This is a genomic window from Pradoshia sp. Z4_20 (assembly GCF_058216035.1).
Genome location: NZ_JBZAJD010000003.1, coordinates 12,618 through 33,865 on the forward strand (window position 1 = coordinate 12,618; position 21,248 = coordinate 33,865).

Here is a 21,248-nt window from a genome sequence, read left to right on the forward strand (position 1 = left end):
AAACAATAATAATACAGGTACTTTCTAGAAAAGAGAAAGTACCTGTTTTTTGTATTATTTAATAATCTATCATAATCCTTCAATTCGATCCAACCATTCATTTATTAGAACGTTAAAAATTTCGGGCTGTTCAATTTGTAAATTATGGCCTGCTTTATCCAAAATAGCGAAAGTTGCTCTAGGATACTTTTTAATTAATTCGAGTGCGTCCTGATAGCCAACAGACGAATCTTGTCTGCTCAGCAGGAAAACGCTTGGCTTAATAAAATTTGTTTGGTCAATCTCGAAGGAAAATCCATATTGGTCTATGTACGCCATCAAAAATTTTTCATCACCTAGTTTACTGCCGCTTACAATCTCTCGTTTATACCTCAACCATGTGTATTCATCAAGTATGACATTATTTTTGCTGAAATTCTCTACATCTTCCGTTGTTAATGTGGCTAAAAATTCTTCATCCGTCTTAAATATTTGATGTTTCTCCACTCTTCTGTTTTCTAAATAGGGGAAGATAACCGGACAGATAAAAGCAGCACCTAATAAACTATCATATTGATTTTGAATAACTCCTCTTGCTATATATCCCCCATAGGACTCACCTGCAATGATATATTCTTGGTCAGGCAGGATGGCTTGAATAAAATCTTGAACGGTATTCAGCATATCATCAGCATTTGTAATGTCATCATAGTTTTTCGTCAAACCCATGCCAGGAAGGTCAAAATAAATACGGCGATACCCATTTCTATCAGTAAATATGGGTTCCATACACCCTTTCATTAATCGATGATCGAGGGAATACCCGTGTAACATTAAAATGGGTTTACCTTCACCTATGTCTTCATAATATATTTCTGCCTGGCAGACTTTGCAATATGGCATCCTATTAACCTCATTTCTAAGCAGTAAATCCTACATTCAATATTCTCTATAATTCGTTCCATGGCCTTCTTGCCCAGTTTATAGAATTAGAAAAAAAGAGCTGGTCACATCATATGAAGCGGACTGCTCGGAGTATCACTCTCACCTATACATATCAATCAGTAAGACTAAAGCCCATAATATGATCCGTATAAAGTGCATAGGATTCTAATTCAATGATGTTATCAGGTGCTGAAAATGGAATTATTTTTACATTTCTAAGCAATATCATTCCAGATAAATTGGTAGTATTGCCTTCATTAATAATGCTGTGTATATCATCTTCTGCTTCAAGGATTGATTGTTCCAATAAAGACATCTCCCCCATAATAGGTTCTTTTGTATTGATTTTGTCGGCAATGATTAAACAATGAGAAGTCGTTATTTGGATTTTTTTATTTTCTTCTTTATGTAGCTCATCTAAGGTTGCTTGAGTTAATAATAAAGTTATTTTTTTCATATCATGTACCGTATTCAACTCATGACCTGTGACAGTGAAACGCATCATATTTCCCCCTTTATCACGAGCATACTCTTCCAAAAAGTCACTCTAAACAAGTAAATTCTCTATTAGGTTTAAGAAATCCTTCTTCAGCTAACTGTTTCTCCACCACATAAGAGGTTCAACAGAAAAAAGCGTTAATCCTTTTGAATCAACGCAACATTTGGTTCATTATACATATTCAAAGTCTAAGCACCAGTAATGTAAAATATCTCTTTTTATTTACCGTTTTTACCCCGTAAATTCAGTAAGGTAAATAAAACTATTTAGAACTCCATCCACCATCAATGATTAATTCTTCACCAGTAACAAATTTGGATTCATCAGAGGCTAAATATAAATAACCGTTAGCAATATCAATCGCTTCACCTGCGAATGGTGGTAATGGTATTGTACCTTCAAATGCTTTCCCCAATACTTCTCGGGATGTCACACCATGACGCTCGGCAGCACCTGTTAAAATGGCTCCTGGATAAATAGAATTTACTCGGATATTATCTTTAGCAAAGTTGATAGCTGCATGTTTTGATAGGGCACGGACACCACCTTTTGCTGCAGCATACGCAGCTGCACCATTGTCAACGCTTCCAATAATCGCTGCTAAAGATACACAATTGACGATTGATCCACCGCTATTTTCCTGCATATAAGGAATAACGGATTGCATTCCTAGGAACACGGAGGTTAAATTTAAGTTAATAGTACGATTCCATCCATCTAATGTTTCTTCCAAAAGTGTTTTATGAAACGATACACCGGCATTATTAATTAAAATATCAATTTTACCAAATGCCTCTTTTGTTTGTTCCATTACAGTTTTCCAATCTTCATCAGAAGTGACATCTAAACGAGCACATAGTATATCGCCTTCTATTACAGCAGTTACTTCTTCTAACTTATCAAATGCGATATCTGTTGCTACAACCTTTGCGCCTTCACTTATGAATAATTGAACTGCAGCTAACCCCATACCTGACGCAGCACCCGTGATAATTGCTACTTTATTATCTAAACGTCCCATCAAAATCCCTCCATTCGATTAAATGTGATTTTTTATCACACTTAAAACTTAACAATCCATCCATTTAAGGTCAATCATTTTATCTTTAATTTCAAACAATTCATTGCTAAAATAGTAACAGATTGGACGTGAATGTATGGAAGACCTCTTACAATTAAGCTACTTAGGTAAAACGAACTTCATCGTTGCCATTAAGTCCTTAGCAATACTTGCAAACGAAAAAAAGCTTGTAACTAGCAGCACTTTAACTGAAAAACTAAATGTTGAATCGAGCTTTATTAGGAAGGTATTAGCTAAATTAATGCAGGAAAAAATGGTTGAAGGTTTTGAAGGGCGCTACGGTGGTTATAAGCTGGTTGTTAATCCCGAAAAGACAACTCTTTATGATGTGTATGTTGCCATTGTGAAAGACGCACATCCGACTAAAATGGATAAAGAAATCGATGAAATGGACAAAAATATTTTAGATATTCTACTAGAAGCACAACATAAAATAAAAGATGTCTTGAGCCAATATTCTATTAATGATCTTGCAAATAGTTCTTTAAAAAAGAATCTTTTTTGATTTTATCTTTATATTTTACAATAAAACACCTCTACACTATCAAATTGAGGCCGTTTAGTATTGCCATATCTTTTAATCAAAAAAAGCATGCTTCTTGATACAGAAACATGCTTTTTACTATTATTCTACATCTAAAATTAAGGACTCAATATCTACATCATTTTCGATCATATTATTCTCTTTCATGAATTTCACTGTTTTTTCCATACTCTCGATATCTGATGGTTTGATTTCCATATTGAAGTCATACATTTCATACATTTCTTTTACACCATCTAGAGGTAGTTCGGTTTCCTTTGCTGTAATTTCCATGACTTCCTCATAATTTTCATCGATATATTGCAGTGTCTCTTCTTGTACTTGTAAAAATTTCTTTACTAAGCCAGGATTCTTCGAGTAGAAATCTTCACTAGTTGCAACTACAATTGTTCCATCGACCAGCCCTTCACCATTTGTAACCACCTGGTACCCATCTTGAATCATATTATATGCGGTAGGGCCAGCTAGTAACGCAAAGTCGACTTCCTCTGCTACTAACGCTGCTTGTGCAGAAGGTATATCCATTTGAACAAATTCAATATCCTTTTCTGTTAAGCCTTCAGTTGCTAAATAATTGATAAGCAGTTCATGTAAAATTGTTCCCTTTGGACCAGCAACTTTTTTCCCTGCTAGATCTTCAGGTGATTTAATATCTTTCAGGTTTGTAAATAACATGAAAGCCTCAGGAGAACGGCTATACATGCTCATAATTTTGATATCCGCTCCATTCGATGCAGATAAAATGACAGATGTGGCACCGACTGCATTCAGGAATTGGATATCACCTGAAGCCAAAGCCTGAGTTTGTTCAGGGCCGGTTGTTAAATTGGAATAGCCGAATTCAATCCCTTCTTCCGCAAAAGAATTGGCCAACAATCCTTTTTCCTTTTCTACAATAGAAGGAATATTTAAAGGAGATTGCACATAAGTTGTCTGCACCTTATCAACAGTATACGTGTTCTCCTCGTTATTTTTTGTACTGTTCTTATCAGAATCGGTATCTTTTCCACAAGCAACGATAACTGATATGCTCAGTAAAGCAAGTAAAGATAATAACCATTTTTTCATTTTATGTCCCACTCTCACGCTAGTTTTTCTATGATGTTTTTCTTTATTTCTATTAGAGAAGGCGATAATACATCTCTTGGATATTCATATTGCTCTAAGTTAAATTGAGCATGAATCCTTCCTTCATTAACTACAAAGATATTTTGTCCTATTGCTATGGCTTCTTCGATACTATGGGTAACAAAGATTATACTTTTCTTTTTTAGTTGGTTAATTCTTATTAATTCTTTCTGCATTGCCTCACGTGTGAAATAATCGAGTGCAGCAAATGGTTCATCCATTAAGATAATGGATGGGTCATAGGCTAATGCTCTTGCTAATGCGACTCTTTGTTGCATGCCTCCGGATAATTGGTGTGGATAGGCTTTTTCAAACTTTTTTAATCCTATCAAATTCATTAACTCTTCTATTTCCACATCATTAATCTTTTGTTTTTCTAAACCGAATGTAATGTTCTTAGATACGGGTAACCATGGCATCAAACGGGGTTCTTGAAATACAAAGCTAATTTTTTCATTGCTATTAATGGACACTTCTCCTGCATCGCATTGCTCCAGATTGGCTAATATGCGCAGGAGTGTCGTCTTCCCACATCCGCTTTTTCCGAGAATGACACTGATGCTATTCTGAGGGAATTCGACATTAACATTTTTTAAAACATCATGCTTTTTTCCATCTACCATAAAACTTTTATAAAGTTGATTTATTTTAATCCCAGCTATTGTCTATACCTCCAATACGAGTGAATTTCTTGCTAAAGAACGAGAAAATTTTATCGCAGATGACTCCCAGGAGGCCGATCACCAGAATTCCCACAATCACTTTATCAGAGCGAGACATCGTCTGCGCATCCAATATGAAGTACCCCAAACCGCTTGCAGCGGCAATCATTTCAGCACCAATAATAGCTCTCCAGCTATATCCCAGGCCAACCTTCATTCCTAAAAGAATATCTGGGACAGCAGACGGAAGAATTATTTTCAGAAAACGTTGCCTTGGATTTAATCCTAAAACTTTTCCGACCTCCAAAAGCTTATAATCACAAGAACCAAAGCCCTTTTTTATATTTAAAAACATTGGAAAAAAGGAAGCTAAAATGATTATGATTGTTTTGGATTCTTCTCCGATACCAACCCATAAAATTAGCAAGGGAATCAGGCTAAGTGGAGGTACATTTCTGAAGAACTCCACAATATGATTGTAATAAGGAGAAAGGGCAGGCTTTAAACCAGCAATGATGCCTAGAAAAAAGGCGAATACAAAGGCAATCGAAAAGCCGACTAGTACTCTATATAAACTTGCAAAGATATGAATAAATAATTCTCCGTTTTGTACCATTGATACAAAGGTATTCCATACTTGCATTGGACTAGGCAGAATATAGGCACTCCAAACTTCGAAATAGCTGCATAAATACCATGCGATTAAAATACAAGCAATCGGTATAAATCTTTTTATAAGATTATTCATTTGTTATCCTAACTCCATCTCCATTATGGCAGCCACCTTGGCAATATAACATTTCTATTAATTGTTTTTCTTGCTTAGGAGTACTCTGGAAAAAGCAATCAATATCATCCTTCGATGCAAGGCTGACTACATTAGGGATATTATCAAAAAAGCCTGGTGGAATCGGACTGTTTTCAGTTGGTTTACTATTAAGCTTGATTTGGTGATCTCTGCAAAATTCAGTCCATGTTTGAAATATCGTATTTTTCAATGCCAAGCTAGTTCCTAGGTCTTTTAAATCTGTACAAGGAGTGATGATATATAGTTCTGCATCATCATCTTTATATCTATTAGCCAGTTCTTCAGCACAATGAATTAAGATTGGTTGGATAGTAGCGTACTCCTGGCCAATTTGATCATAATGAGTTTTTACATAGGAAATTGCTTTAGGACATCTATTATCACAAAGGAGCTGATTACATCCTTCGTATCGCTCTTTGTATTTATTTTTCACAGTCATCAAGTGATTTTCCTCACAAGTAACAACCTGAAAATCTAAGCATTCTAAGGTAGAATATAATTCTTCCTGTTCATACATTTTTAAAACAACAGGATTTAGCCAAATATATTTTTTCACTTCCTTCTCCTTTCTAATTAGAAGTGATAAAGATCAACAAAATTATTTCTGAATAATATTATCATAAATGATAATGGTTATCAATGAAGTTCATATTCATTTATATCATTGCCAAAGAAAGTAAAATCTGTTAAACCTTAAAATATCTACTGTCCTTACAGTTAGCTTTAATTTATCATCACCAAATTTAAAATAGATATATAAATTAAGGACATAACCTATTAGGATAATAGATTATGTCCTTTGTTATTTCTAGAAAGACTTCATTTGTTTAAATACTTTTATCCATAAAAACTTATTATTTCGCTAATAGAGAATCTGTCCCATTAGCCTCCATAATTACTACTCAGTAGCAGTCTTGGTCTTCAACTTTTAACTGCTTCAACCATTTTCTAACTCGTTATATTGTTGTGCTGAACTAGATGGGACAAATACGATTGGATATTTTCCGCGTAATTGTTTCTTCACTTCCTGGAACAGCCGCAATCCTTTTTCATTGTGCCATTCCTCTAGCTTTACTCCATTTTCCTTTAATAGGTCGGTTTCTAACTCAATCCAATTGCCATATTCCGATATCCATTCCAATAGTTCTTCCTGTAATTTATCTGATATAGGGAAATTATCTATCTCCAAATTTACTCCACAATCATTACACCAAATTGGGTCACTCATAAAATCAGCTTCAAATTTATATGAAGTATGGTTGCAATTTCTATTTTGTTTCCAAATCATTAGTTAATCCCCATTTCAACTTTATAAATGAAGCTTGCAAATATACAATACTATGATTATATCTGTTATATACATATTATTACAAAACATCCCCTTTTTGCTGCATAAAAAATAGAGCTGTTCACAGCTCTGGATAGTATTGTAATATCCCGTTTTTTAAATTTGTATGAATTAAATGATCTTCTGTTTCCTACTTAGTTTAAAAAATCCTTTTTATATTGAACAGCTAGAAATATTCCTGAAGCAATGAATGCAAGAGAATATTTAAATAAGAAGAAAATTTGCCACATATATTCTTTCGGGAAAATTACGTCACATAAAATTACTACGCTTAACATAATGAAGGTACTTTTTAAGTGTATTTGATTTGTTCTTTCGTCAGCCTTACCTATTTTTCTATAAAATACGTACAACAGAATTACTCCGACTATAAGCAATAAAATACCGATGCCAATAAGCATATTCCAATTACCAGTTGATGCTTCCGCCCAAGTTTTTAATGGATAAAAAGTTGTATTTGATATTTCCTCACTTTTCATTTTGATCGCACCCTTTCACATAAGTAAAAATATGGTTAATATCTACGTTAAAGAACTCAGCAATTCGAAAAGCTAAAACAAGGGAAGGAGAGTAATTATTCTTCTCCATCACATATATGGTTTGTTTGGATACTCCCACAGCGTCAGCCAGCTCTTTTTGGGACAATCTTTTTAAAACTCGATGCTCATATACTTTATTTTCAACGTAATCCTCCATTTTTTCTTTCAAGGTCAACACCTTCCTTTTTTTACCATAAATATATAATAAACTACACTTTTATAAAAGTAAAGTAAACTTATACAAAGGATAAATATTATTATGCAAATTAAAAAGGGTTAGAATCCTATCATCGATTCTCACCCTTTTTATATTTATAAAAAAACAGCCTAGAGATGTTCTTTCAACAATCAGGTTTATTACCCTTTAAACGAATAAGATGGACTTCCCTTTACATCCATTTTGATCCTGAAAAGTCCTCCTGATAATGGGTAATTCTTAAGTTGTTCTTCACTAAGTCCCGATTTTGCTGTAGTTATATATAATTCATTTAAATCTTTCCCTCCGAAAGTACAAGATGTAACATTTAGTGCTGGGACCTCTATGGAGCCTATCTGTTCACCTGTTTTAGGGTTCCACCTAGATACTTTTGAACCACCCCAATGGGCAATCCACAACATTCCTTCTTCATCTATAGTCATACCATCAGGCATTCCTTCTTCTTCTTTGAAACTGATAATTTCCACGGGATTTTCAATATCACCCGTAACAAGATTAAAATTAAAACAACTAACCTTTTTAGATAGAGTATCTATGTGATACATAAATTTATTATCAGGTGACCATGCCATGCCATTGGATAAGCCAATCTTACTCAGCTTCTTCTCTACTTTTCTATTTGTATCTAAGCAATAAAGGGAACCTTGTTCTTTAATATAAGATTTGTCCATTGTACCTGCCCAAAAGCGTCCATAAGCATCACATTTTCCATCATTAAACCGATTATTAATCAAGTGACTCTCCGGTTCATTTATCAGGGTTACTTTTTCCGTGGAGTAATTCAAAAAATAAAAACCATTTTCTAATGCCACTACTGCTTCGTCTATATTTCGAGGTACTATTGCCCCAATATATTGTTCTAACTGAATTCCGTGGTTTTCATTTGTATTTGGATTAAAGATGTATATCTTTTTTTCTAAAATATCAATCCAATATAACAATTGTCTTTGCCTATCCCAGCATGGACCTTCTCCCAGTGTCGCTTTTACATCTAGAACCAATTCTAAAACTCCTACCAAGCCAAACACCTCGTTTAGTATTATTTTCTCTATGTCCTTTATTCTATAACGATAAGAAGTAATCCTTCTTTCGCTAAACTGGCTCATTTTACTAACTAGAAATTGGCCCGGCAATAAAAATAGGCACGGATTTCATTCATTTAAAGATGAAATCTGCGCCTATTTTGGGTATCTCCTTCAGAGCTTGAAATTGAATGAATGAAATACTTCTCCAATAATTCCTTTCAGCTGGCGGACACCTATATCTGTGTTTGTCATGATGATTAATCCTGTTTCTTTATAATTCTTTAAAAGGTAAAAGTTGCTTGGACTTTCTGTAAGTAAATCAAAAGAAATGATAACCCCGCAAGGTTGTAAAGATTCTCCTTAATGTTCAGATCAGTAAGCACTCATACACCCCAGAGTTTTTTACAACTGTTTAGATAAAGTATCAAACTCAGTTGCTCCTTTCCTCTTTTCAATAATAATGGTTGCCCCAAGTAACGTAAGAGCAAAAATTACTAAAACGACCGGAAATAGATTCATTGTATAATTCTGAAACAGGATTCCTACTAACGGAGGTAAAATGGTTACCCCAACAGAGCCAAAAGCTACTTGAAGCCCAATAATTGCACTTGCACTCCTTTTCCCAAACCTTCTTGGAGTTTCATGTATCATGGTTGGAAAAATTGCCGCACATCCAAGACCAATTAATATGAATCCACCGTACAAAACGCTGCCTGTTCCAAAAGCAACCGTAATAATTCCTATGAGTAGTGCAATTTCGCTAAACAGTAACAATTTCTGATTAGATAGCCAAAACGTAATAAAACCAGAAATAAACCTTCCCATGGTTAAACTTGCAAAGAATACTGATATTATGAAACTAGCAGTAGCTACTGATAATGACTTCATTTCTATTAAATAACTACTTCCCCACAAAAATATTGTACCTTCTAAACCAACATAAAATACAAAAGATAATAGCGCAAAAACAACTCCCTTTTCTTTCAAAACCGAGCCATTGGACACGGGACTCTCTTCAGACTTTTCGGATCCCTTTTGTTGATTTGTCTTCCAGAGAGGAATAGATAGGAAGAGAATAATAGCTAATACAATTTGAATACCGCCAATAATAAAATAACCGTTTCTCCAGGAAAATTGATTATTTAAAACGACACCCATAATAACTGGGCCGAGAGTTGCTCCTACTCCCCAAAAAGCATGTAACCAATTCATATGATGTGCTTTGAAGTTAGCAGCCACGTAGTCATTTACAGAGGTGTCAATAGCGCCAGCTCCAAAACCTAAAGGTAATGCACAGACAATTAATAATAAGAAATTTTGTGTAAACGCAAACCCTATCAATCCAATCACAGTAAGCAATACACTACCTAGAACTAGTCTTCCCGTTCCGATTTTTTTATTAATTCGCATAGTCGACAAGCTAGAAATAACCGTACAAATTGCAATAGTCATTGAGATTAAGCCTGCCGCACTATGTGCTACATTAAATTCTCCCACCATCTCAGGCCAAGCTATCCCTAAAAGGGGATCGGGTAACCCTAAACTAATATAAGTGGCATAGATGATAAATATAAAAATTATCTTCCGCAAAAAGCAGTCCTCCATTATTCGCTTATGTATAAAGTTTTAGCACAGTGAGCGCCTGATTTAGTCTGGTATCAATATAGCGTGTCTCACCATTGTTCTCTATCTTTAATCAGAACCTGATAGTAGTTAACTACATATCGTTAAAATAATATATCTTCATTTATTAACCTATGCACTAAATTCATGTTGAATCAACAATACACATTGTTCATCTTTTTAATAATCACAGGAATTTCAGATAAATCATCCACAATAAAATCTGCATCGGCTTCAGACCAAAAAAGAAAATTAGCAATAGTACACAAAAACATCTTTTCCATTTAATAGTAGTTCTTTTTCTATTCGCATACCAATCTTTTGAGCAACTTTTTGAGAGGCAGTGTTGTCTTTTTGAATAAGGGCAATCATTTTTTCAAGCTTCAGCTTATTCTTCCCATATTCCATTACCCCTCTGGCTGCTTCAGTTGCAAATCCCCTACCCCAATATTCCTGTGAAATCCAGTAACCAATTTCAATCTCTTTTTTTCCATCTATCAATTGGGGTACCAATCCTGCATGACCTATTCTGTTGTTGCTTTCTTTTTCTAAAATGAGCTTCAATCCATAATTAGGATTAATGGCATATGTATCAATAATCCAATTCAAAAATTTTTGAATTCCTTCTTGATCTCTTATTTGTCCGTTTCCTATATATCGCACAATATTAGGATTCGTTAAAAGTGATTCAAGAAAATCTAAATCATGATTATTATATGATCTCAGCAATAAACGGTCTGATAGTGTTTCCATCATAAACTCCTCTTCAATTGTAACTTATGGGAACATTGCGGTTCCTTTTCGTTCATTTCAAAAAAATTATCAATCTCTCTTAGATTCATACCAAGCAAGTTTAACAAATACTTTCATTTCTAAATTCACATTGAAATCGTTCCACACCCGGATATTTTTCTCCTAAACTTGTTATCATGAAGCCATATTTACGATAAAAATCCACCCCATCCTTATCCGTTTCAGCAGAGATAAGACAGAATTGATTGGACAGGAAATTTATCATTTTGCTGCCAATCCCTTTTTCTCTTTGTTCCGGAAATACAGCAATATGTGAAATGACACATTCTTTTGGACTAATCATTTCAAATCCTATGCACCCAACATATTTCCCATTGCATTCTAAACCAAATAATTTTCGATTTGGAGATTTTAAATATTTATTGTATTCCTCGTCAATCCTAAATTCTGATGTCGCATAGGAAAGAAGATTCCGTATTAATGGATGGATTTTTTCGGTATTAATTTCTTTCATATCATTATCCTTCAAATGTGTGATGATTAAATAATTCTTCAATTACACGCAATATCCTTCTTGTATTAACCTGGACCATTAGATATATAAATCACATAAAAATCCTTCCTGCAAACAAACAAAAAGACACTAACTCAACACACTCCTAAGTGTTGAATTAGTGTCTCTAGCCATCTATTTGAACCTATATTAACCTCAAGCAACAAAATTGAATCATTCAGCCTTAAACTTCATATTATTACTATTTGTTTACATACTGTAGAAAGTATGAAGTAACATAATTTCCCAAATAATATATAATTAAATTATGGAGGTGAATATAATCAGAAAATATATTATTTTTATAGGTACCTTTTTAATCATTGGAATTATTAACTTTGCATTAACCTCATCGCTTGATGCTTCTTTCTTTGATTACAGTGTGTTTGTTGGCTTCTTTTCTACAATAATTATTTATTTTTTTACTTCAACTGGCGGCTACACAAGTCGCAGTCTTGATGTTCAAATTCAAGGCAGTACTGGCCTACGACCAGAAGGAACTCAAAGTAAGTTTAATCCTTCCTATGTTTTCTTTGGCTCTCTTGCATACTTTTTAACCTCACTTATTGTAACGATTTTCATTTATTTATAATTCTATTGTATATTTGTATCTCTTTACCTAATACAATCTATTCTTAGCGTTTATGAGATTCATATACACCGTTGTCTTGAGGAGAATATAAATATGAGTTTTCTTGACACTATGGATCCTTTTTTATTGCAGCTAGTTATTGTCCCAACCATTGTGATTGGATTAGGCGTATTAGTCTCAGCCATAACCAATAAAATTTTTATTGGCCCGCTAGTGACTTTAATAGCCAACCTGATCTTTGAAGTTTGGCATTCTAAATACTATTATCAATATCCTGATATTTCATTTTCAGAATGGAACATCATATTTCCTAGTATTTCCTTGTTCCTATCAGCAATTATTGTAGCTTATATTAGAACCAAAAATTAAAGATCCTATCAAATCATTATTAATAAGAGAAATCTTTTGTCCAAATAAAAAGCACTAATCCATATGGACTAATGCTCTCTAAGAAAATCAAATTTTCCCACTATTACCTTCAGTCAATTGTTAATTAAATTTCTCTTTATTAAAGCTGCGATTTGTTTATCATTTTGATCCGGATTGTTTTCCAAATGTTTAATAATTAACTCTTGTCTCTCCACAGGATGATTTTGACTCAGCTTAGCCTGTGCCTCTATTTTGGTAATAATAATCTTAAAGGCGACAAGCTCTCTTATCATACCTTCGATTATACTGGAATCTAAGTCTAGATAATGGTATGAGCTATCTGCCTTTTCATACTTATTAACCAGGCTATTTAAGGTGTGATGGATGACATTCTTTTCACTCACAATCTCCATTCTGCCATATACATGAATAGAAACATAATCCCAAGTAGGTACTGATTTAATAGTTTCATAATAAATAGGAGAAATATAACAATGAGGGCCATGGAAAACAGCAAGGACCTGCTGTTTTCCTGCTTCTTCCCACTGTTTGTTTGCACGCGCCATATGGCCATATAAGGCAAATTGATCTTTATCTAATATTAGGGGTAAATGCGTAGCATATGGTTCGCCGTTATGCTGTGAAAAAAGAGTAGCGAAGCTGTATTTTTCAATAAAATCATAAATGGTTTCTTTGTCATCGATAGTAAAGCACTCAGGTATGAACATCGTGATATTCCTCCTTAAGTTCGTCTAAGAAAAGAACAAAGAAGAGTTAAAAAGATATGATTCAAGATATGTAAAAATATTAAAATTCAAAAGCTGAATCTTTTGCCGTCAATATCATATCCGTACTTATAGTGTTGAAATACGAATCAATCAATTGCTTCAATTCATTCATGGCTAGATTAGCACGTTCAGCTTGTTCTTTGTTAATGGATTCAATGAATAGGACAGCATCCGTTGTGTCATCAGTTAGCATCGTTCTTTGAGCTTCTCTCCAGTTTAAGCATCTGCAAATAGCTCCGTCCTGATCATAATAGATGATTTCCTCCGGTAAAGCAGGGGAATCTTGATCAGCACCAAGTGCCAAGAATGGTTCTCCTCCTTTTGCTTTCCCAAGACGTAAGTCCCCAGTGATACAATTTAAATCTTCTCCGCCACAGGGAACAGCATATTTTAGAGAAACACTATTATAGATGTCCACCAAAGGATTAATTGGTGTAAACTCTCTACCTTGATTGGCTCTCTTTAGCAATGCTTCAATCGATGAACGAGTACCCTTTTTCGTTTTAAATTTGCCAAATGCTTTACGCCATTCATCAACAACTTGATTTTGGCTAAATGTATCTTCTGTCAGAAACTGAGTAGCCTCCTTAGCCGCTCTGTTAAGTAGTTCAGAGAAATCATCATGGTTTTCTTCCGAACCTCGATTATTAATATTTCTAACAATTAACATATTAATTTGAGCATCCGGGAAAACATCCCAAAATTCAGTATCGACAATAAATTTCACCATCACACAACACTCCACTTCATCGTTTTTAATCATGAAAGGATCTATAAATAGTTATATCAATGATTTACTCATGATAAAGTCGACTTGTTCTTCATCACCCATATAGAAGGAGTGAGCTCCTATTTGAACAAATCCTCTTTTTTTATAAAAATTAAGAGCAATCTCATTCTTTTCCCAAACGCCCAGCCACATAAGCTTCTTCTTTTGTCCAATGGCTATTTCCTCTGCCTTATCCATCAGATAGTTGCCCAATCCGCTTCTTTTAAATTTTGACTTTATATAAATCCGCTCAATTTCTAGTGCCTCATCAGCTATTCTTTCAGTTTGAGCATCATTGAAATTGACCTTTAAATAGCCTGCGAGTTCTTCACAGAAATAGATGAAATAAAATTCAGAGGAAGCATTGGATAATTCCGTCTCTAACTGTTCGCGATTAAATGCCCTTTCTAAATAGGCCTTTAAATTTTCAGGCGAATTCTGATCCTTAAATGTATCAGTGAATGTCTGAATACTAATTTCTTGGAGGATCTGTATATCTTCATGATTGCACTTTTGTATATTTACATTCATTTTATGGATGTCTCCTTTATGTAATCAATACGTTCTCTTATTTCCTTTTTTCACAAATTCCCAATCTACTTCAATATTTTTTCTAACTCTTTGAAGGAGATCAAAAATAATATCTATCTCTGTTTCAGATAATCCAGCTAATGCTACTTTATTAGAATAATCATTCTCTCGTTTTATAAATGGGTAAACCTTTGCCCCTTTTTCCGTTGGAAAGAGCTTTTTTATTTTTTTGTTTTGATGATCAGCTTTCTTTTCAATAAAACCATTCAGTTCAAGTTTTTTTATAGCTCGTGCAGCCGTGGTTCGATCCACTTTTATCATCTCAGCTATCTTCTCTTGAATGATACCAGGATTCTCACAAATGCGGACCAGGTACAAATATTGCCCTTTAGTAAGGTCATATTCCTTAAATTCTATATTACTAATCGAATCTAAAGCCCTGGCAATCATGCCTATTTCCCGTAGAATTTCCTTCATAAATACATCTCCATTACTTTAAGCACTTAAATTATGCTATTATAATTATTATAGTACATTTTGTTGTATATGCAACAAAATGTATGATGAAAAAGACCGCAATGGATGTGCACCCTAAAAGTTAGAGTCAAAAGGCAACTTTTGGGGTCACCTTCAATTTAGCAGCCTTTTCATTACATCTTATTTATGTTAGATAGTCTGTTACCACATCACAGAATTCATCTGCAGCTTCATAATGAGGTGTATGACCGCTATTTTTCATTGTATATATTTCACCTTGTTTAACCACGGTTATATACGTTTGAACTTGAATCGGGCAGGTCACAACATCATGCTCTCCTAAAATTAAGAGACAGGGGATATTGATTTTTTTCAACAGAGGCAAAACTGACTCAAATATCTTTCCTTCATCTCTTAAGCGGTCGAAATGGATTGCTGATTTATTATAGAAGTTATCCCACTGATCATCTGAATATACGCCTGTATCAGTTGGATTAGTAAAATTATGAGTATAGATTTCCATCCTATTTTCTTCTAGAAGTTCACCAATCTCCATATATCCCTCTACCAGTTCTCGTGCTGAAAGAGTGGCGTCATTATAAAGTTTTATACACTTTAATTCATGCTCGACCATCTTATATTTTTCAAATAAACTAGCCGTTTTTTTAAGAAGTGCTTTAGCTGTTAGTCTAAAATCAAATGTTGGTCCTTCAAAAATTACTTTTTCTACGGAGTTAGGATACCGTGATGCATAAAGTACTGCCAGGTAACCTCCAAAAGAATGCCCTATTATAGACCATTTCTTTATTCTAAGTAATTGCCGAAGCCCCTCACAATCGTCAACCAAGTCATCAAGACAAAATGTTTCTCCAATACTTATGCCTTCAGACCTGCATACCCCTCTTTGATCAAATGCTATTAGTTTGAATTTATCTCCTAAACGAGTCTTTTGGTGATAGGTGAAATCGAAGCAGCCTTCTCCGGGGCCTCCGTGTAAATATAAAATCGCTTTATCACATTTTTTATGGCTGATTTCCACATATATCTTTTTCCCTTTAATATCAATTAATTGTCCATTCTCCATTTAGTTATCCTCCTTATATTCAATGATTAGATTATCTACTTCCTATATAAGGAGGAGCTCTTGTAGAGAAGCATAGAATACAGTGTTAATGAAACGGCTTATTACAGTACCTCACAATTTACCTCCAATCAAGTTTTTAAAAATCCTTTTAGGTTTAAAGAGAAAACTAAGTTATTCTATTGAGAAGCAACTATCCTAATTCGGATTAGGGTTTTTAAGAACCTCACTTAATTGTAAAGGAGAGATAGTTCCTTGATGAAAATATAATTGCCATCTGCCACCAATCAATTTCCATATTGAACTTCGATAGGTGTTACGATTACGAGTGCTATCAACAATGAAATAAGTAGATAAAACAACATCTTGCGCTAACGGATAAATATTATAGTTATAGAGTGACATCTCAGTTAAAACCACTCCATCTTCCAGACAGGCTTTTTTATCAAACATAAACCCTGAACTGCCAATCTCAAAGAAATCGTCTGCCAGTATGTTATCCAGCTTGTCCCGACTTTTACGAACTTCAAATCCAATATGGCTTTCTTCTAATTCCTTTAATTGTTCCTTTAATTTCACATCCATTTAATCAGTCCCTTTACTAACGCATTATTATTTTAATCCGCTTATTTTATAGCCCTTTATCTACTAATTGTGTTTTTACTATCTAATATTTATTTTCAAATTAGGTGTAGCATTCTCATTTCTGGTGAGGTATCTTAACATTTTGCGCTTGAAATTGAATATTTTTCTGTATTTCTTCAAATGTTAGACAATGGAGGTGAGAGTAAATGAAGAATAATCAAAATCAATCTAATCAATTCCGGGTACGAAATCAGGAAACGACATCAAAAAACGGTGATACTCCCTTAAAACATATACCCACTGTAAATAGCCGTCACGGTTCAAATATCAAGACGAATGATGAGTGATCTAATGATATCAGCCAAATGAAAGGAGCAATTGGATGACTAACTCTAGCAAGGATTCTATTCAAATAAAAATGGAGCAAATTTTATCTCATACCTGCGGCTCCTTTGAAAATTGTACAGAAACCAATATCCAGACTTTTTTAACCCAATGCTATGAAGAAAATATCGATCCCCAATATTGCTTAAGCTGGATCGCAGAGCATAATGCAAAAATCCCTAATTGGGCTAATGTATCAAAAATCTCACAGGAATGGATTAATGGACATACCTCTACTGGCTCTACGTTTTTTAATAATGAGGGAGATGTACTTCGGTAAAAGCAAAGCTGTCCATAGGGCAGCTTTTTATTACTTACCTTCACTTCTATTTGATGGTAAAAGTTTTTTCAAAATCGCTAAATTTTCTTCAAGAAATGCAGCGTTTTTTTCCATTCCACGCTTCTTACACCACCCAATGCTATTGAAGGCATCTGTAAATCGATAAAAGGGCAATACAATATCTAAATCAATTAAAGGTCGGATACTTTTATAGCCCTCTTTATATGCCTGGTAGAGGGTATGATCGCAGCTTAAAATATCACGATAAATTTTAGTGAAATCGATTTCTGTTGAACCAAATCGTACGGATTCAAAATCGATGATTCCTGAGACTTGATTGTCGTCCACTATAATATTGGCGGGGCGAAAATCCATATGTACTAAGCTTGGTCCGTCTGGGGCAGGGAGTTGCCGTTTCATGATTTCAAACTTTTCTATAGCCTGTTCATATAAATGTTCATCCAATACATCTCTTACATCCACAGCAAAACTATAGAATTTTGATTCAAGAAAGTCGGACCAATTCGGGAATTCATTTTGTATGGCAATCAACTCGTTCGTTATCGGCAGCTGAATAGAATGCATTGAAGCATGTATAACTCCAACATGATATACTGCTTTGGGTGAAGCCACAGGTGTTAAAGGTTGTCCTTTTAATTCGGAAAGCAAAAAAGCACTAGGGCACTCCTCATCTCCAAACCAACAATCTAGCATATCAGGAATCGCAATTCTTCCTTTTAAAATCTCATAAGCTTCCAATTCCCGCTGAAACTTTAACTTTGTATAAGGAATTTTAATAAAAACCGTCGCTCCCCTAAGCAACTCACATTTATAGACGTTTGAACTAAAGGAATCTTCAACTTCATTCATTGATATTACCTGCAATCCAAAATGTTCAATGATACGTTTTATAATAAAAATCTCCTCCTCATCGAACTTACTCTATCTGAAAGCTCAAAGACAACGCTCTTTACGATACTCGTTTCTCAATATAAAACAACAAAATTTAACATATGTATTCCATCTTTAAAAACTCGAAAGTGCTGCCATTTGTATCTTGCATAAAAATCTCAACATCTTTAAATCCAACTTTTCTATATACATTAATTGCTCTTTGATTAAATGTAGCAACTGATAAGGTGATTTTTTGAGGGTTCGCTTCAAATTTAATAAACTCCATACCTTCCTTTAAAAATTCTAATCCCATCCCTTTTCCAGTTAAATCAGGCCTCATCCCTAAACCGATATCAACCGTGTTATCGTCAATTCTGTGAATACTCAAGAAAGCTATTAATTCTTCATCTTTTGATACAGCGAACATAGAGTTACCTCGTTTATCAACATCTAAAAATTCCTCTAAATCATCTTTATCCGCTTCCAAATCATAAAAAGAATATTCACTATCATAATGCCAGGTGAAAGCAATTGTTTCTGCTTGTTCTTGTGCCATACTATATATTTCAAATGACATTCTATCTTTCACTCCTCATTATTTTTATTCACCTTAGCTGTAAAAAAGAAAGCAAGATAACTTGCCCTCTTGAAAGAATTTACACCTGTTTTTCCTTTTGAAAAGTAACTATTACAACACCAGCAATAATTAAAATGGCACCTACAAAGAAATTAATGCCCAACTTTTCATTTAGTATGAACCACCCTAAGAAAGAACCAACCAGTGGCTGAAAAAAGAAAAATAATGAGCCGATTCCTGCATCCATCATTTCTAATCCTTTGTTCCAAAGGAAAAACGCTCCCGCAGTTGAAACTACCCCCAGATAGATAACCCCCATGATAACTAAAGCACTATCATAGTCAGCAGCATTTGATTGAAGTTCCCATATCATTACAGGTGTTGTAAACACAAGCGCAAACATGACCGCATAGGTAGTGATTGTTAATGACGTAAAACGCGCAGAGGCAATTTTTACATAGACGGATAATAAAGCCCAGGTAATGGCAGCTCCCACTAATATCATGCTACCTAAAAAATAATCTCCAGCCTTTGTATCCCATCCAATAACAATGGTGACTCCGATTGATGCGAGTATGACCGAGATAACTTTTCTGCCCGTTAGCTTTTCCTTCAGAATAAGCGTTGCAAAAACAACCATAAAAGCTGGTGTAGCTGATGTTATTAAAGATCCCGTATGGGCATCGGATAATTTAGTACCAATGAATTGAAAAGCAATTGATACAAAGTAACCTATAAACCCAATCCACCCCAGCAGCAGCCAATCTTTCATCTGTATCGTTTCACGAGTTTTACTTTTGACTTGAATGGTCTTTAAAATAGCGTACAAAACAACAAATGCAACTACATACCTTAGCCATACTAGCGTCAATGGCGGAATAAAATCCAAAACATATTTGCTCACTACGTACATACCGCCCCACAAACTGGCGGCCAAGGATAAACAAACAGCTCCGAGTAAACTTTGTTTCATTTTGAAAATACCTCCGTCTACAAAAATAGGATTATTAAAAATCATCTTCAGCTAAGACGAGGTATGACTTTTTTGACTGTTCATTCCTCAACTTATGAATGAACAGCTGGTTGGTCATTTTCTAATAGATTTAATTACAATCTCATTACCGATTACACCACAAATTGCCATTTTGTATTCATCTAAAGTATAAACTATCTCTTCTACTATACGTTTTTAATCTCCAGCCATTCATTTTCTAAAATACTCATTTCCCATAAACTCCAGTATTCATCGCCATTTTTACTTGCATCTCTATGTAAACCCTCTTTTACAAATCCTGCCTTTTCGTAACAATCAATGGCAGAGTCATTAAAGTCAAATACTCCAAGACTAACCCTATGTAAGTGAAGTTCTTCAAATGCGATTTTAAGTATTTCTTTAATCATTTGCTGACCGATCCCTTTACCTCTTGTGTTTTTATCACCGATTAGGACTTTTCCAACTCTTGCAGATTCGTTTTTTCTATCAATTCTCCCCAAAGAGATATGTCCAATAACGTTGCCTGTTTCTTGATCAACCACTTTATAAATCAGAGCTTCTGAGTTAGCATGATTGGCATTCTCCATGTACTTTTCTAATTGAGTATCATTCAAGGGATAGTTAAACCCAGGGCCACCCCATTGAAGTAAAAATGCAGGCGAATCAATCCAATTGATAAGCTGTTTAAAATCAGAGCGTTCAAAATACTTTAGTTCTATCATGATTACCACCTCCCCTTAATACTGGTCTAGATATATAGAACATCTCTAATTTAAAGACTTCTTAAATACATAACTTACTTTGTCATAGTTCATCCGCTCTTCATAAAAACGATGGGCATCTTTACGCTGCAATCCTGATGATAAGGATATCGTTTCATAATTGTTTTCCTTAGCCCATTGATGAACATATGTAAGTAATTGTTCACCATATCCTTTGGAACGTTTATTTATATCCGTAACCAAATCACATACCCAAACAAATCGTCCATAATAAAGAGTGATCATCGTTTTAAAACCAATTACCGCAACTATTTCACCCGCATCAACCAAAGCAAACATTTTGTATCTATCGCTTTCTTGTGCATCCAAGACGAGTTCAAGATAGGAGTTTTCATCGAGATGAGTACGCAGCTGCTTCATCACAGGGAATGCTTCAACTATTTCATTTACTGATTTAATTTCTTTAATCGTGAACGGATCCATAATCCACCTCTTATTTCT

Annotated in this window: 30 protein-coding genes; 5 read left to right on the top strand and 25 right to left on the bottom strand. The window is 34.4% G+C overall.

The genetic code is table 11. From position 1 onward, the window contains the following. Positions 1–69 precede the first annotated feature (69 nt). From AC4BHP_RS10085 to AC4BHP_RS10095, 3 genes are all read right to left on the bottom strand, one after another. A complete protein-coding gene (locus AC4BHP_RS10085; protein WP_066101718.1) occupies positions 70–882 on the bottom strand; it encodes an alpha/beta fold hydrolase in 813 nt (270 codons plus the stop codon). A 154-nt stretch (positions 883–1,036) separates the two neighbouring features. Continuing rightward, positions 1,037–1,426 (bottom strand): hypothetical protein, encoded by a 390-nt coding sequence (locus AC4BHP_RS10090; protein ID WP_148630856.1) that lies wholly within the window; start codon positions 1,424–1,426, stop codon positions 1,037–1,039. Positions 1,427–1,685: 259 nt separating this feature from the next. Beyond that, a complete protein-coding gene (locus AC4BHP_RS10095) occupies positions 1,686–2,444 on the bottom strand; it encodes an SDR family NAD(P)-dependent oxidoreductase (protein ID WP_490552049.1) in 759 nt (252 codons plus the stop codon). 136 nt (positions 2,445–2,580) lie between these two features. Here AC4BHP_RS10095 and AC4BHP_RS10100 point away from each other — a divergent pair, with 136 nt between their 5' ends. Beyond that, complete coding sequence (locus tag AC4BHP_RS10100) at positions 2,581–3,009, top strand: RrF2 family transcriptional regulator (protein ID WP_066101725.1); 429 nt, start codon at positions 2,581–2,583, stop codon at positions 3,007–3,009. A gap of 120 nt (positions 3,010–3,129) precedes the next feature. Here the strand turns inward: AC4BHP_RS10100 and AC4BHP_RS10105 are convergent, their stop codons facing one another. From AC4BHP_RS10105 to AC4BHP_RS10155, 11 genes are all read right to left on the bottom strand, one after another. After that, positions 3,130–4,116 carry an ABC transporter substrate-binding protein gene (locus AC4BHP_RS10105; protein WP_139891476.1) on the bottom strand — a complete coding sequence of 329 codons (987 nt, stop codon included), beginning with the start codon at positions 4,114–4,116 and terminating at the stop codon, positions 3,130–3,132. 14 nt (positions 4,117–4,130) lie between these two features. Next, complete coding sequence (locus AC4BHP_RS10110) at positions 4,131–4,799, bottom strand: ABC transporter ATP-binding protein (RefSeq protein ID WP_187393492.1); 669 nt, start codon at positions 4,797–4,799, stop codon at positions 4,131–4,133. A gap of 25 nt (positions 4,800–4,824) precedes the next feature. Beyond that, positions 4,825–5,586: an ABC transporter permease gene (locus tag AC4BHP_RS10115; RefSeq protein ID WP_139891478.1), complete on the bottom strand. Its 762-nt coding sequence runs from the start codon at positions 5,584–5,586 to the stop codon at positions 4,825–4,827. Next, a complete protein-coding gene (locus AC4BHP_RS10120; protein ID WP_066101735.1) occupies positions 5,579–6,202 on the bottom strand; it encodes a hypothetical protein in 624 nt (207 codons plus the stop codon). The genes AC4BHP_RS10115 and AC4BHP_RS10120 overlap by 8 nt, the downstream gene beginning before the upstream one ends. A 381-nt stretch (positions 6,203–6,583) precedes the next feature. After that, positions 6,584–6,934, bottom strand: coding sequence for an immunity protein CdiI family protein (locus AC4BHP_RS10125; protein ID WP_066101738.1), 351 nt, complete (start codon positions 6,932–6,934; stop codon positions 6,584–6,586). Positions 6,935–7,128: 194 nt separating this feature from the next. Further along, the gene (locus AC4BHP_RS10130; RefSeq protein ID WP_066101743.1) at positions 7,129–7,473 is read right to left on the bottom strand and encodes a DUF2178 domain-containing protein; all 345 of its coding nucleotides are present in this window, start codon (positions 7,471–7,473) and stop codon (positions 7,129–7,131) included. Then, positions 7,463–7,702: a helix-turn-helix transcriptional regulator gene (locus AC4BHP_RS10135; RefSeq protein WP_077247964.1), complete on the bottom strand. Its 240-nt coding sequence runs from the start codon at positions 7,700–7,702 to the stop codon at positions 7,463–7,465. Before AC4BHP_RS10135 ends, AC4BHP_RS10130 begins: the two co-directional genes overlap by 11 nt. 188 nt (positions 7,703–7,890) lie before the next feature. Then, positions 7,891–8,769 (bottom strand): SMP-30/gluconolactonase/LRE family protein, encoded by an 879-nt coding sequence (locus AC4BHP_RS10140; RefSeq protein ID WP_139891480.1) that lies wholly within the window; start codon positions 8,767–8,769, stop codon positions 7,891–7,893. 408 nt (positions 8,770–9,177) lie between these two features. Further along, positions 9,178–10,365 (bottom strand): MFS transporter, encoded by a 1,188-nt coding sequence (locus AC4BHP_RS10145; protein ID WP_490552054.1) that lies wholly within the window; start codon positions 10,363–10,365, stop codon positions 9,178–9,180. A 285-nt stretch (positions 10,366–10,650) separates the two neighbouring features. Continuing rightward, positions 10,651–11,151 (bottom strand): GNAT family N-acetyltransferase, encoded by a 501-nt coding sequence (locus AC4BHP_RS10150; RefSeq protein WP_490552057.1) that lies wholly within the window; start codon positions 11,149–11,151, stop codon positions 10,651–10,653. A 100-nt stretch (positions 11,152–11,251) separates the two neighbouring features. Further along, positions 11,252–11,707 (bottom strand): GNAT family N-acetyltransferase, encoded by a 456-nt coding sequence (locus AC4BHP_RS10155; protein ID WP_306821539.1) that lies wholly within the window; start codon positions 11,705–11,707, stop codon positions 11,252–11,254. 271 nt (positions 11,708–11,978) lie between these two features. On the opposite strand from AC4BHP_RS10155, the gene AC4BHP_RS10160 reads away from it, so the two are divergent. Then, positions 11,979–12,296 carry a hypothetical protein gene (locus AC4BHP_RS10160; RefSeq protein WP_139063794.1) on the top strand — a complete coding sequence of 106 codons (318 nt, stop codon included), beginning with the start codon at positions 11,979–11,981 and terminating at the stop codon, positions 12,294–12,296. A gap of 93 nt (positions 12,297–12,389) precedes the next feature. Beyond that, a complete protein-coding gene (locus tag AC4BHP_RS10165) occupies positions 12,390–12,665 on the top strand; it encodes a DUF2651 family protein (RefSeq protein WP_066101756.1) in 276 nt (91 codons plus the stop codon). 113 nt (positions 12,666–12,778) lie between these two features. On the opposite strand, the gene AC4BHP_RS10170 is transcribed toward AC4BHP_RS10165, so the two are convergent. The 6 genes from AC4BHP_RS10170 to AC4BHP_RS10195 all read right to left on the bottom strand — a co-directional run bounded on the left by AC4BHP_RS10170 (position 12,779) and on the right by AC4BHP_RS10195 (position 16,896). Then, positions 12,779–13,393, bottom strand: a complete 615-nt coding sequence (locus AC4BHP_RS10170) for an FMN-binding negative transcriptional regulator (protein ID WP_066101757.1) — start codon at positions 13,391–13,393, stop codon at positions 12,779–12,781. Between the two features lie 79 nt (positions 13,394–13,472). Continuing rightward, complete coding sequence (locus AC4BHP_RS10175) at positions 13,473–14,183, bottom strand: B3/B4 domain-containing protein (protein WP_490552059.1); 711 nt, start codon at positions 14,181–14,183, stop codon at positions 13,473–13,475. A 51-nt stretch (positions 14,184–14,234) separates the two neighbouring features. Continuing rightward, entirely contained in the window at positions 14,235–14,753 is a 519-nt protein-coding gene (paiA, locus tag AC4BHP_RS10180) for a spermidine/spermine N(1)-acetyltransferase (RefSeq protein WP_066101763.1), read from the bottom strand. Positions 14,754–14,777: 24 nt separating this feature from the next. Beyond that, positions 14,778–15,230 (bottom strand): MarR family winged helix-turn-helix transcriptional regulator, encoded by a 453-nt coding sequence (locus AC4BHP_RS10185; protein WP_490552060.1) that lies wholly within the window; start codon positions 15,228–15,230, stop codon positions 14,778–14,780. A gap of 184 nt (positions 15,231–15,414) precedes the next feature. After that, complete coding sequence (locus tag AC4BHP_RS10190) at positions 15,415–16,314, bottom strand: alpha/beta fold hydrolase (RefSeq protein WP_490552062.1); 900 nt, start codon at positions 16,312–16,314, stop codon at positions 15,415–15,417. 195 nt (positions 16,315–16,509) lie between these two features. After that, on the bottom strand, positions 16,510–16,896 hold the full coding sequence (locus tag AC4BHP_RS10195; protein ID WP_140461135.1) for a nuclear transport factor 2 family protein: 387 nt from the start codon (positions 16,894–16,896) through the stop codon (positions 16,510–16,512). 206 nt (positions 16,897–17,102) lie between these two features. On the opposite strand from AC4BHP_RS10195, the gene AC4BHP_RS10200 reads away from it, so the two are divergent. Then, on the top strand, positions 17,103–17,243 hold the full coding sequence (locus AC4BHP_RS10200) for a hypothetical protein (protein ID WP_490552064.1): 141 nt from the start codon (positions 17,103–17,105) through the stop codon (positions 17,241–17,243). A 35-nt stretch (positions 17,244–17,278) separates the two neighbouring features. Next, positions 17,279–17,560, top strand: a complete 282-nt coding sequence (locus AC4BHP_RS10205; RefSeq protein ID WP_066101781.1) for a hypothetical protein — start codon at positions 17,279–17,281, stop codon at positions 17,558–17,560. 30 nt (positions 17,561–17,590) lie between these two features. Here AC4BHP_RS10205 and AC4BHP_RS10210 read toward each other — a convergent pair whose 3' ends face one another. From AC4BHP_RS10210 to AC4BHP_RS10230, 5 genes are all read right to left on the bottom strand, one after another. Further along, complete coding sequence (locus AC4BHP_RS10210; RefSeq protein ID WP_175354228.1) at positions 17,591–18,430, bottom strand: phosphotransferase family protein; 840 nt, start codon at positions 18,428–18,430, stop codon at positions 17,591–17,593. 136 nt (positions 18,431–18,566) lie between these two features. After that, positions 18,567–19,031, bottom strand: coding sequence for a GNAT family N-acetyltransferase (locus tag AC4BHP_RS10215; protein WP_066101788.1), 465 nt, complete (start codon positions 19,029–19,031; stop codon positions 18,567–18,569). 79 nt (positions 19,032–19,110) lie between these two features. Then, positions 19,111–20,004, bottom strand: coding sequence for a DMT family transporter (locus tag AC4BHP_RS10220; protein WP_490552067.1), 894 nt, complete (start codon positions 20,002–20,004; stop codon positions 19,111–19,113). Between the two features lie 206 nt (positions 20,005–20,210). After that, on the bottom strand, positions 20,211–20,747 hold the full coding sequence (locus tag AC4BHP_RS10225; RefSeq protein WP_066101794.1) for a GNAT family N-acetyltransferase: 537 nt from the start codon (positions 20,745–20,747) through the stop codon (positions 20,211–20,213). A 45-nt stretch (positions 20,748–20,792) separates the two neighbouring features. Continuing rightward, on the bottom strand, positions 20,793–21,230 hold the full coding sequence (locus tag AC4BHP_RS10230; protein ID WP_490552070.1) for a GNAT family N-acetyltransferase: 438 nt from the start codon (positions 21,228–21,230) through the stop codon (positions 20,793–20,795). Between the last annotated feature and the right edge of the window lie 18 nt (positions 21,231–21,248).

Excerpts from the sequence above, each read along its gene's own strand:
- AC4BHP_RS10170 (WP_066101757.1), bottom strand. The coding sequence starts at position 13,393 with ATGTTCATACCTGAGTGCTTTACTATCGATGACAAAGAAACCATTTAT.
- AC4BHP_RS10185 (WP_490552060.1), bottom strand. The coding sequence starts at position 15,230 with ATGAAGGAAATTCTACGGGAAATAGGCATGATTGCCAGGGCTTTAGAT.
- AC4BHP_RS10100 (WP_066101725.1), top strand. The coding sequence starts at position 2,581 with ATGGAAGACCTCTTACAATTAAGCTACTTAGGTAAAACGAACTTCATC.
- AC4BHP_RS10225 (WP_066101794.1), bottom strand. The coding sequence starts at position 20,747 with ATGATAGAACTAAAGTATTTTGAACGCTCTGATTTTAAACAGCTTATC.
- AC4BHP_RS10095 (WP_490552049.1), bottom strand. The coding sequence starts at position 2,444 with ATGGGACGTTTAGATAATAAAGTAGCAATTATCACGGGTGCTGCGTCA.
- AC4BHP_RS10165 (WP_066101756.1), top strand. The coding sequence starts at position 12,390 with ATGAGTTTTCTTGACACTATGGATCCTTTTTTATTGCAGCTAGTTATT.
- AC4BHP_RS10105 (WP_139891476.1), bottom strand. The coding sequence starts at position 4,116 with ATGAAAAAATGGTTATTATCTTTACTTGCTTTACTGAGCATATCAGTT.
- AC4BHP_RS10220 (WP_490552067.1), bottom strand. The coding sequence starts at position 20,004 with ATGAAACAAAGTTTACTCGGAGCTGTTTGTTTATCCTTGGCCGCCAGT.
- AC4BHP_RS10230 (WP_490552070.1), bottom strand. The coding sequence starts at position 21,230 with ATGGATCCGTTCACGATTAAAGAAATTAAATCAGTAAATGAAATAGTT.
- AC4BHP_RS10150 (WP_490552057.1), bottom strand. The coding sequence starts at position 11,151 with ATGGAAACACTATCAGACCGTTTATTGCTGAGATCATATAATAATCAT.
- AC4BHP_RS10195 (WP_140461135.1), bottom strand. The coding sequence starts at position 16,896 with ATGGATGTGAAATTAAAGGAACAATTAAAGGAATTAGAAGAAAGCCAT.
- AC4BHP_RS10090 (WP_148630856.1), bottom strand. The coding sequence starts at position 1,426 with ATGCGTTTCACTGTCACAGGTCATGAGTTGAATACGGTACATGATATG.
- AC4BHP_RS10125 (WP_066101738.1), bottom strand. The coding sequence starts at position 6,934 with ATGATTTGGAAACAAAATAGAAATTGCAACCATACTTCATATAAATTT.
- paiA (WP_066101763.1), bottom strand. The coding sequence starts at position 14,753 with ATGAATGTAAATATACAAAAGTGCAATCATGAAGATATACAGATCCTC.
- AC4BHP_RS10210 (WP_175354228.1), bottom strand. The coding sequence starts at position 18,430 with ATGAATGAAGTTGAAGATTCCTTTAGTTCAAACGTCTATAAATGTGAG.
- AC4BHP_RS10130 (WP_066101743.1), bottom strand. The coding sequence starts at position 7,473 with ATGAAAAGTGAGGAAATATCAAATACAACTTTTTATCCATTAAAAACT.
- AC4BHP_RS10110 (WP_187393492.1), bottom strand. The coding sequence starts at position 4,799 with ATGGTAGATGGAAAAAAGCATGATGTTTTAAAAAATGTTAATGTCGAA.
- AC4BHP_RS10115 (WP_139891478.1), bottom strand. The coding sequence starts at position 5,586 with ATGAATAATCTTATAAAAAGATTTATACCGATTGCTTGTATTTTAATC.
- AC4BHP_RS10215 (WP_066101788.1), bottom strand. The coding sequence starts at position 19,031 with ATGTCATTTGAAATATATAGTATGGCACAAGAACAAGCAGAAACAATT.
- AC4BHP_RS10175 (WP_490552059.1), bottom strand. The coding sequence starts at position 14,183 with ATGGTGAAATTTATTGTCGATACTGAATTTTGGGATGTTTTCCCGGAT.
- AC4BHP_RS10085 (WP_066101718.1), bottom strand. The coding sequence starts at position 882 with ATGCCATATTGCAAAGTCTGCCAGGCAGAAATATATTATGAAGACATA.
- AC4BHP_RS10200 (WP_490552064.1), top strand. The coding sequence starts at position 17,103 with ATGAAGAATAATCAAAATCAATCTAATCAATTCCGGGTACGAAATCAG.
- AC4BHP_RS10190 (WP_490552062.1), bottom strand. The coding sequence starts at position 16,314 with ATGGAGAATGGACAATTAATTGATATTAAAGGGAAAAAGATATATGTG.
- AC4BHP_RS10205 (WP_066101781.1), top strand. The coding sequence starts at position 17,279 with ATGACTAACTCTAGCAAGGATTCTATTCAAATAAAAATGGAGCAAATT.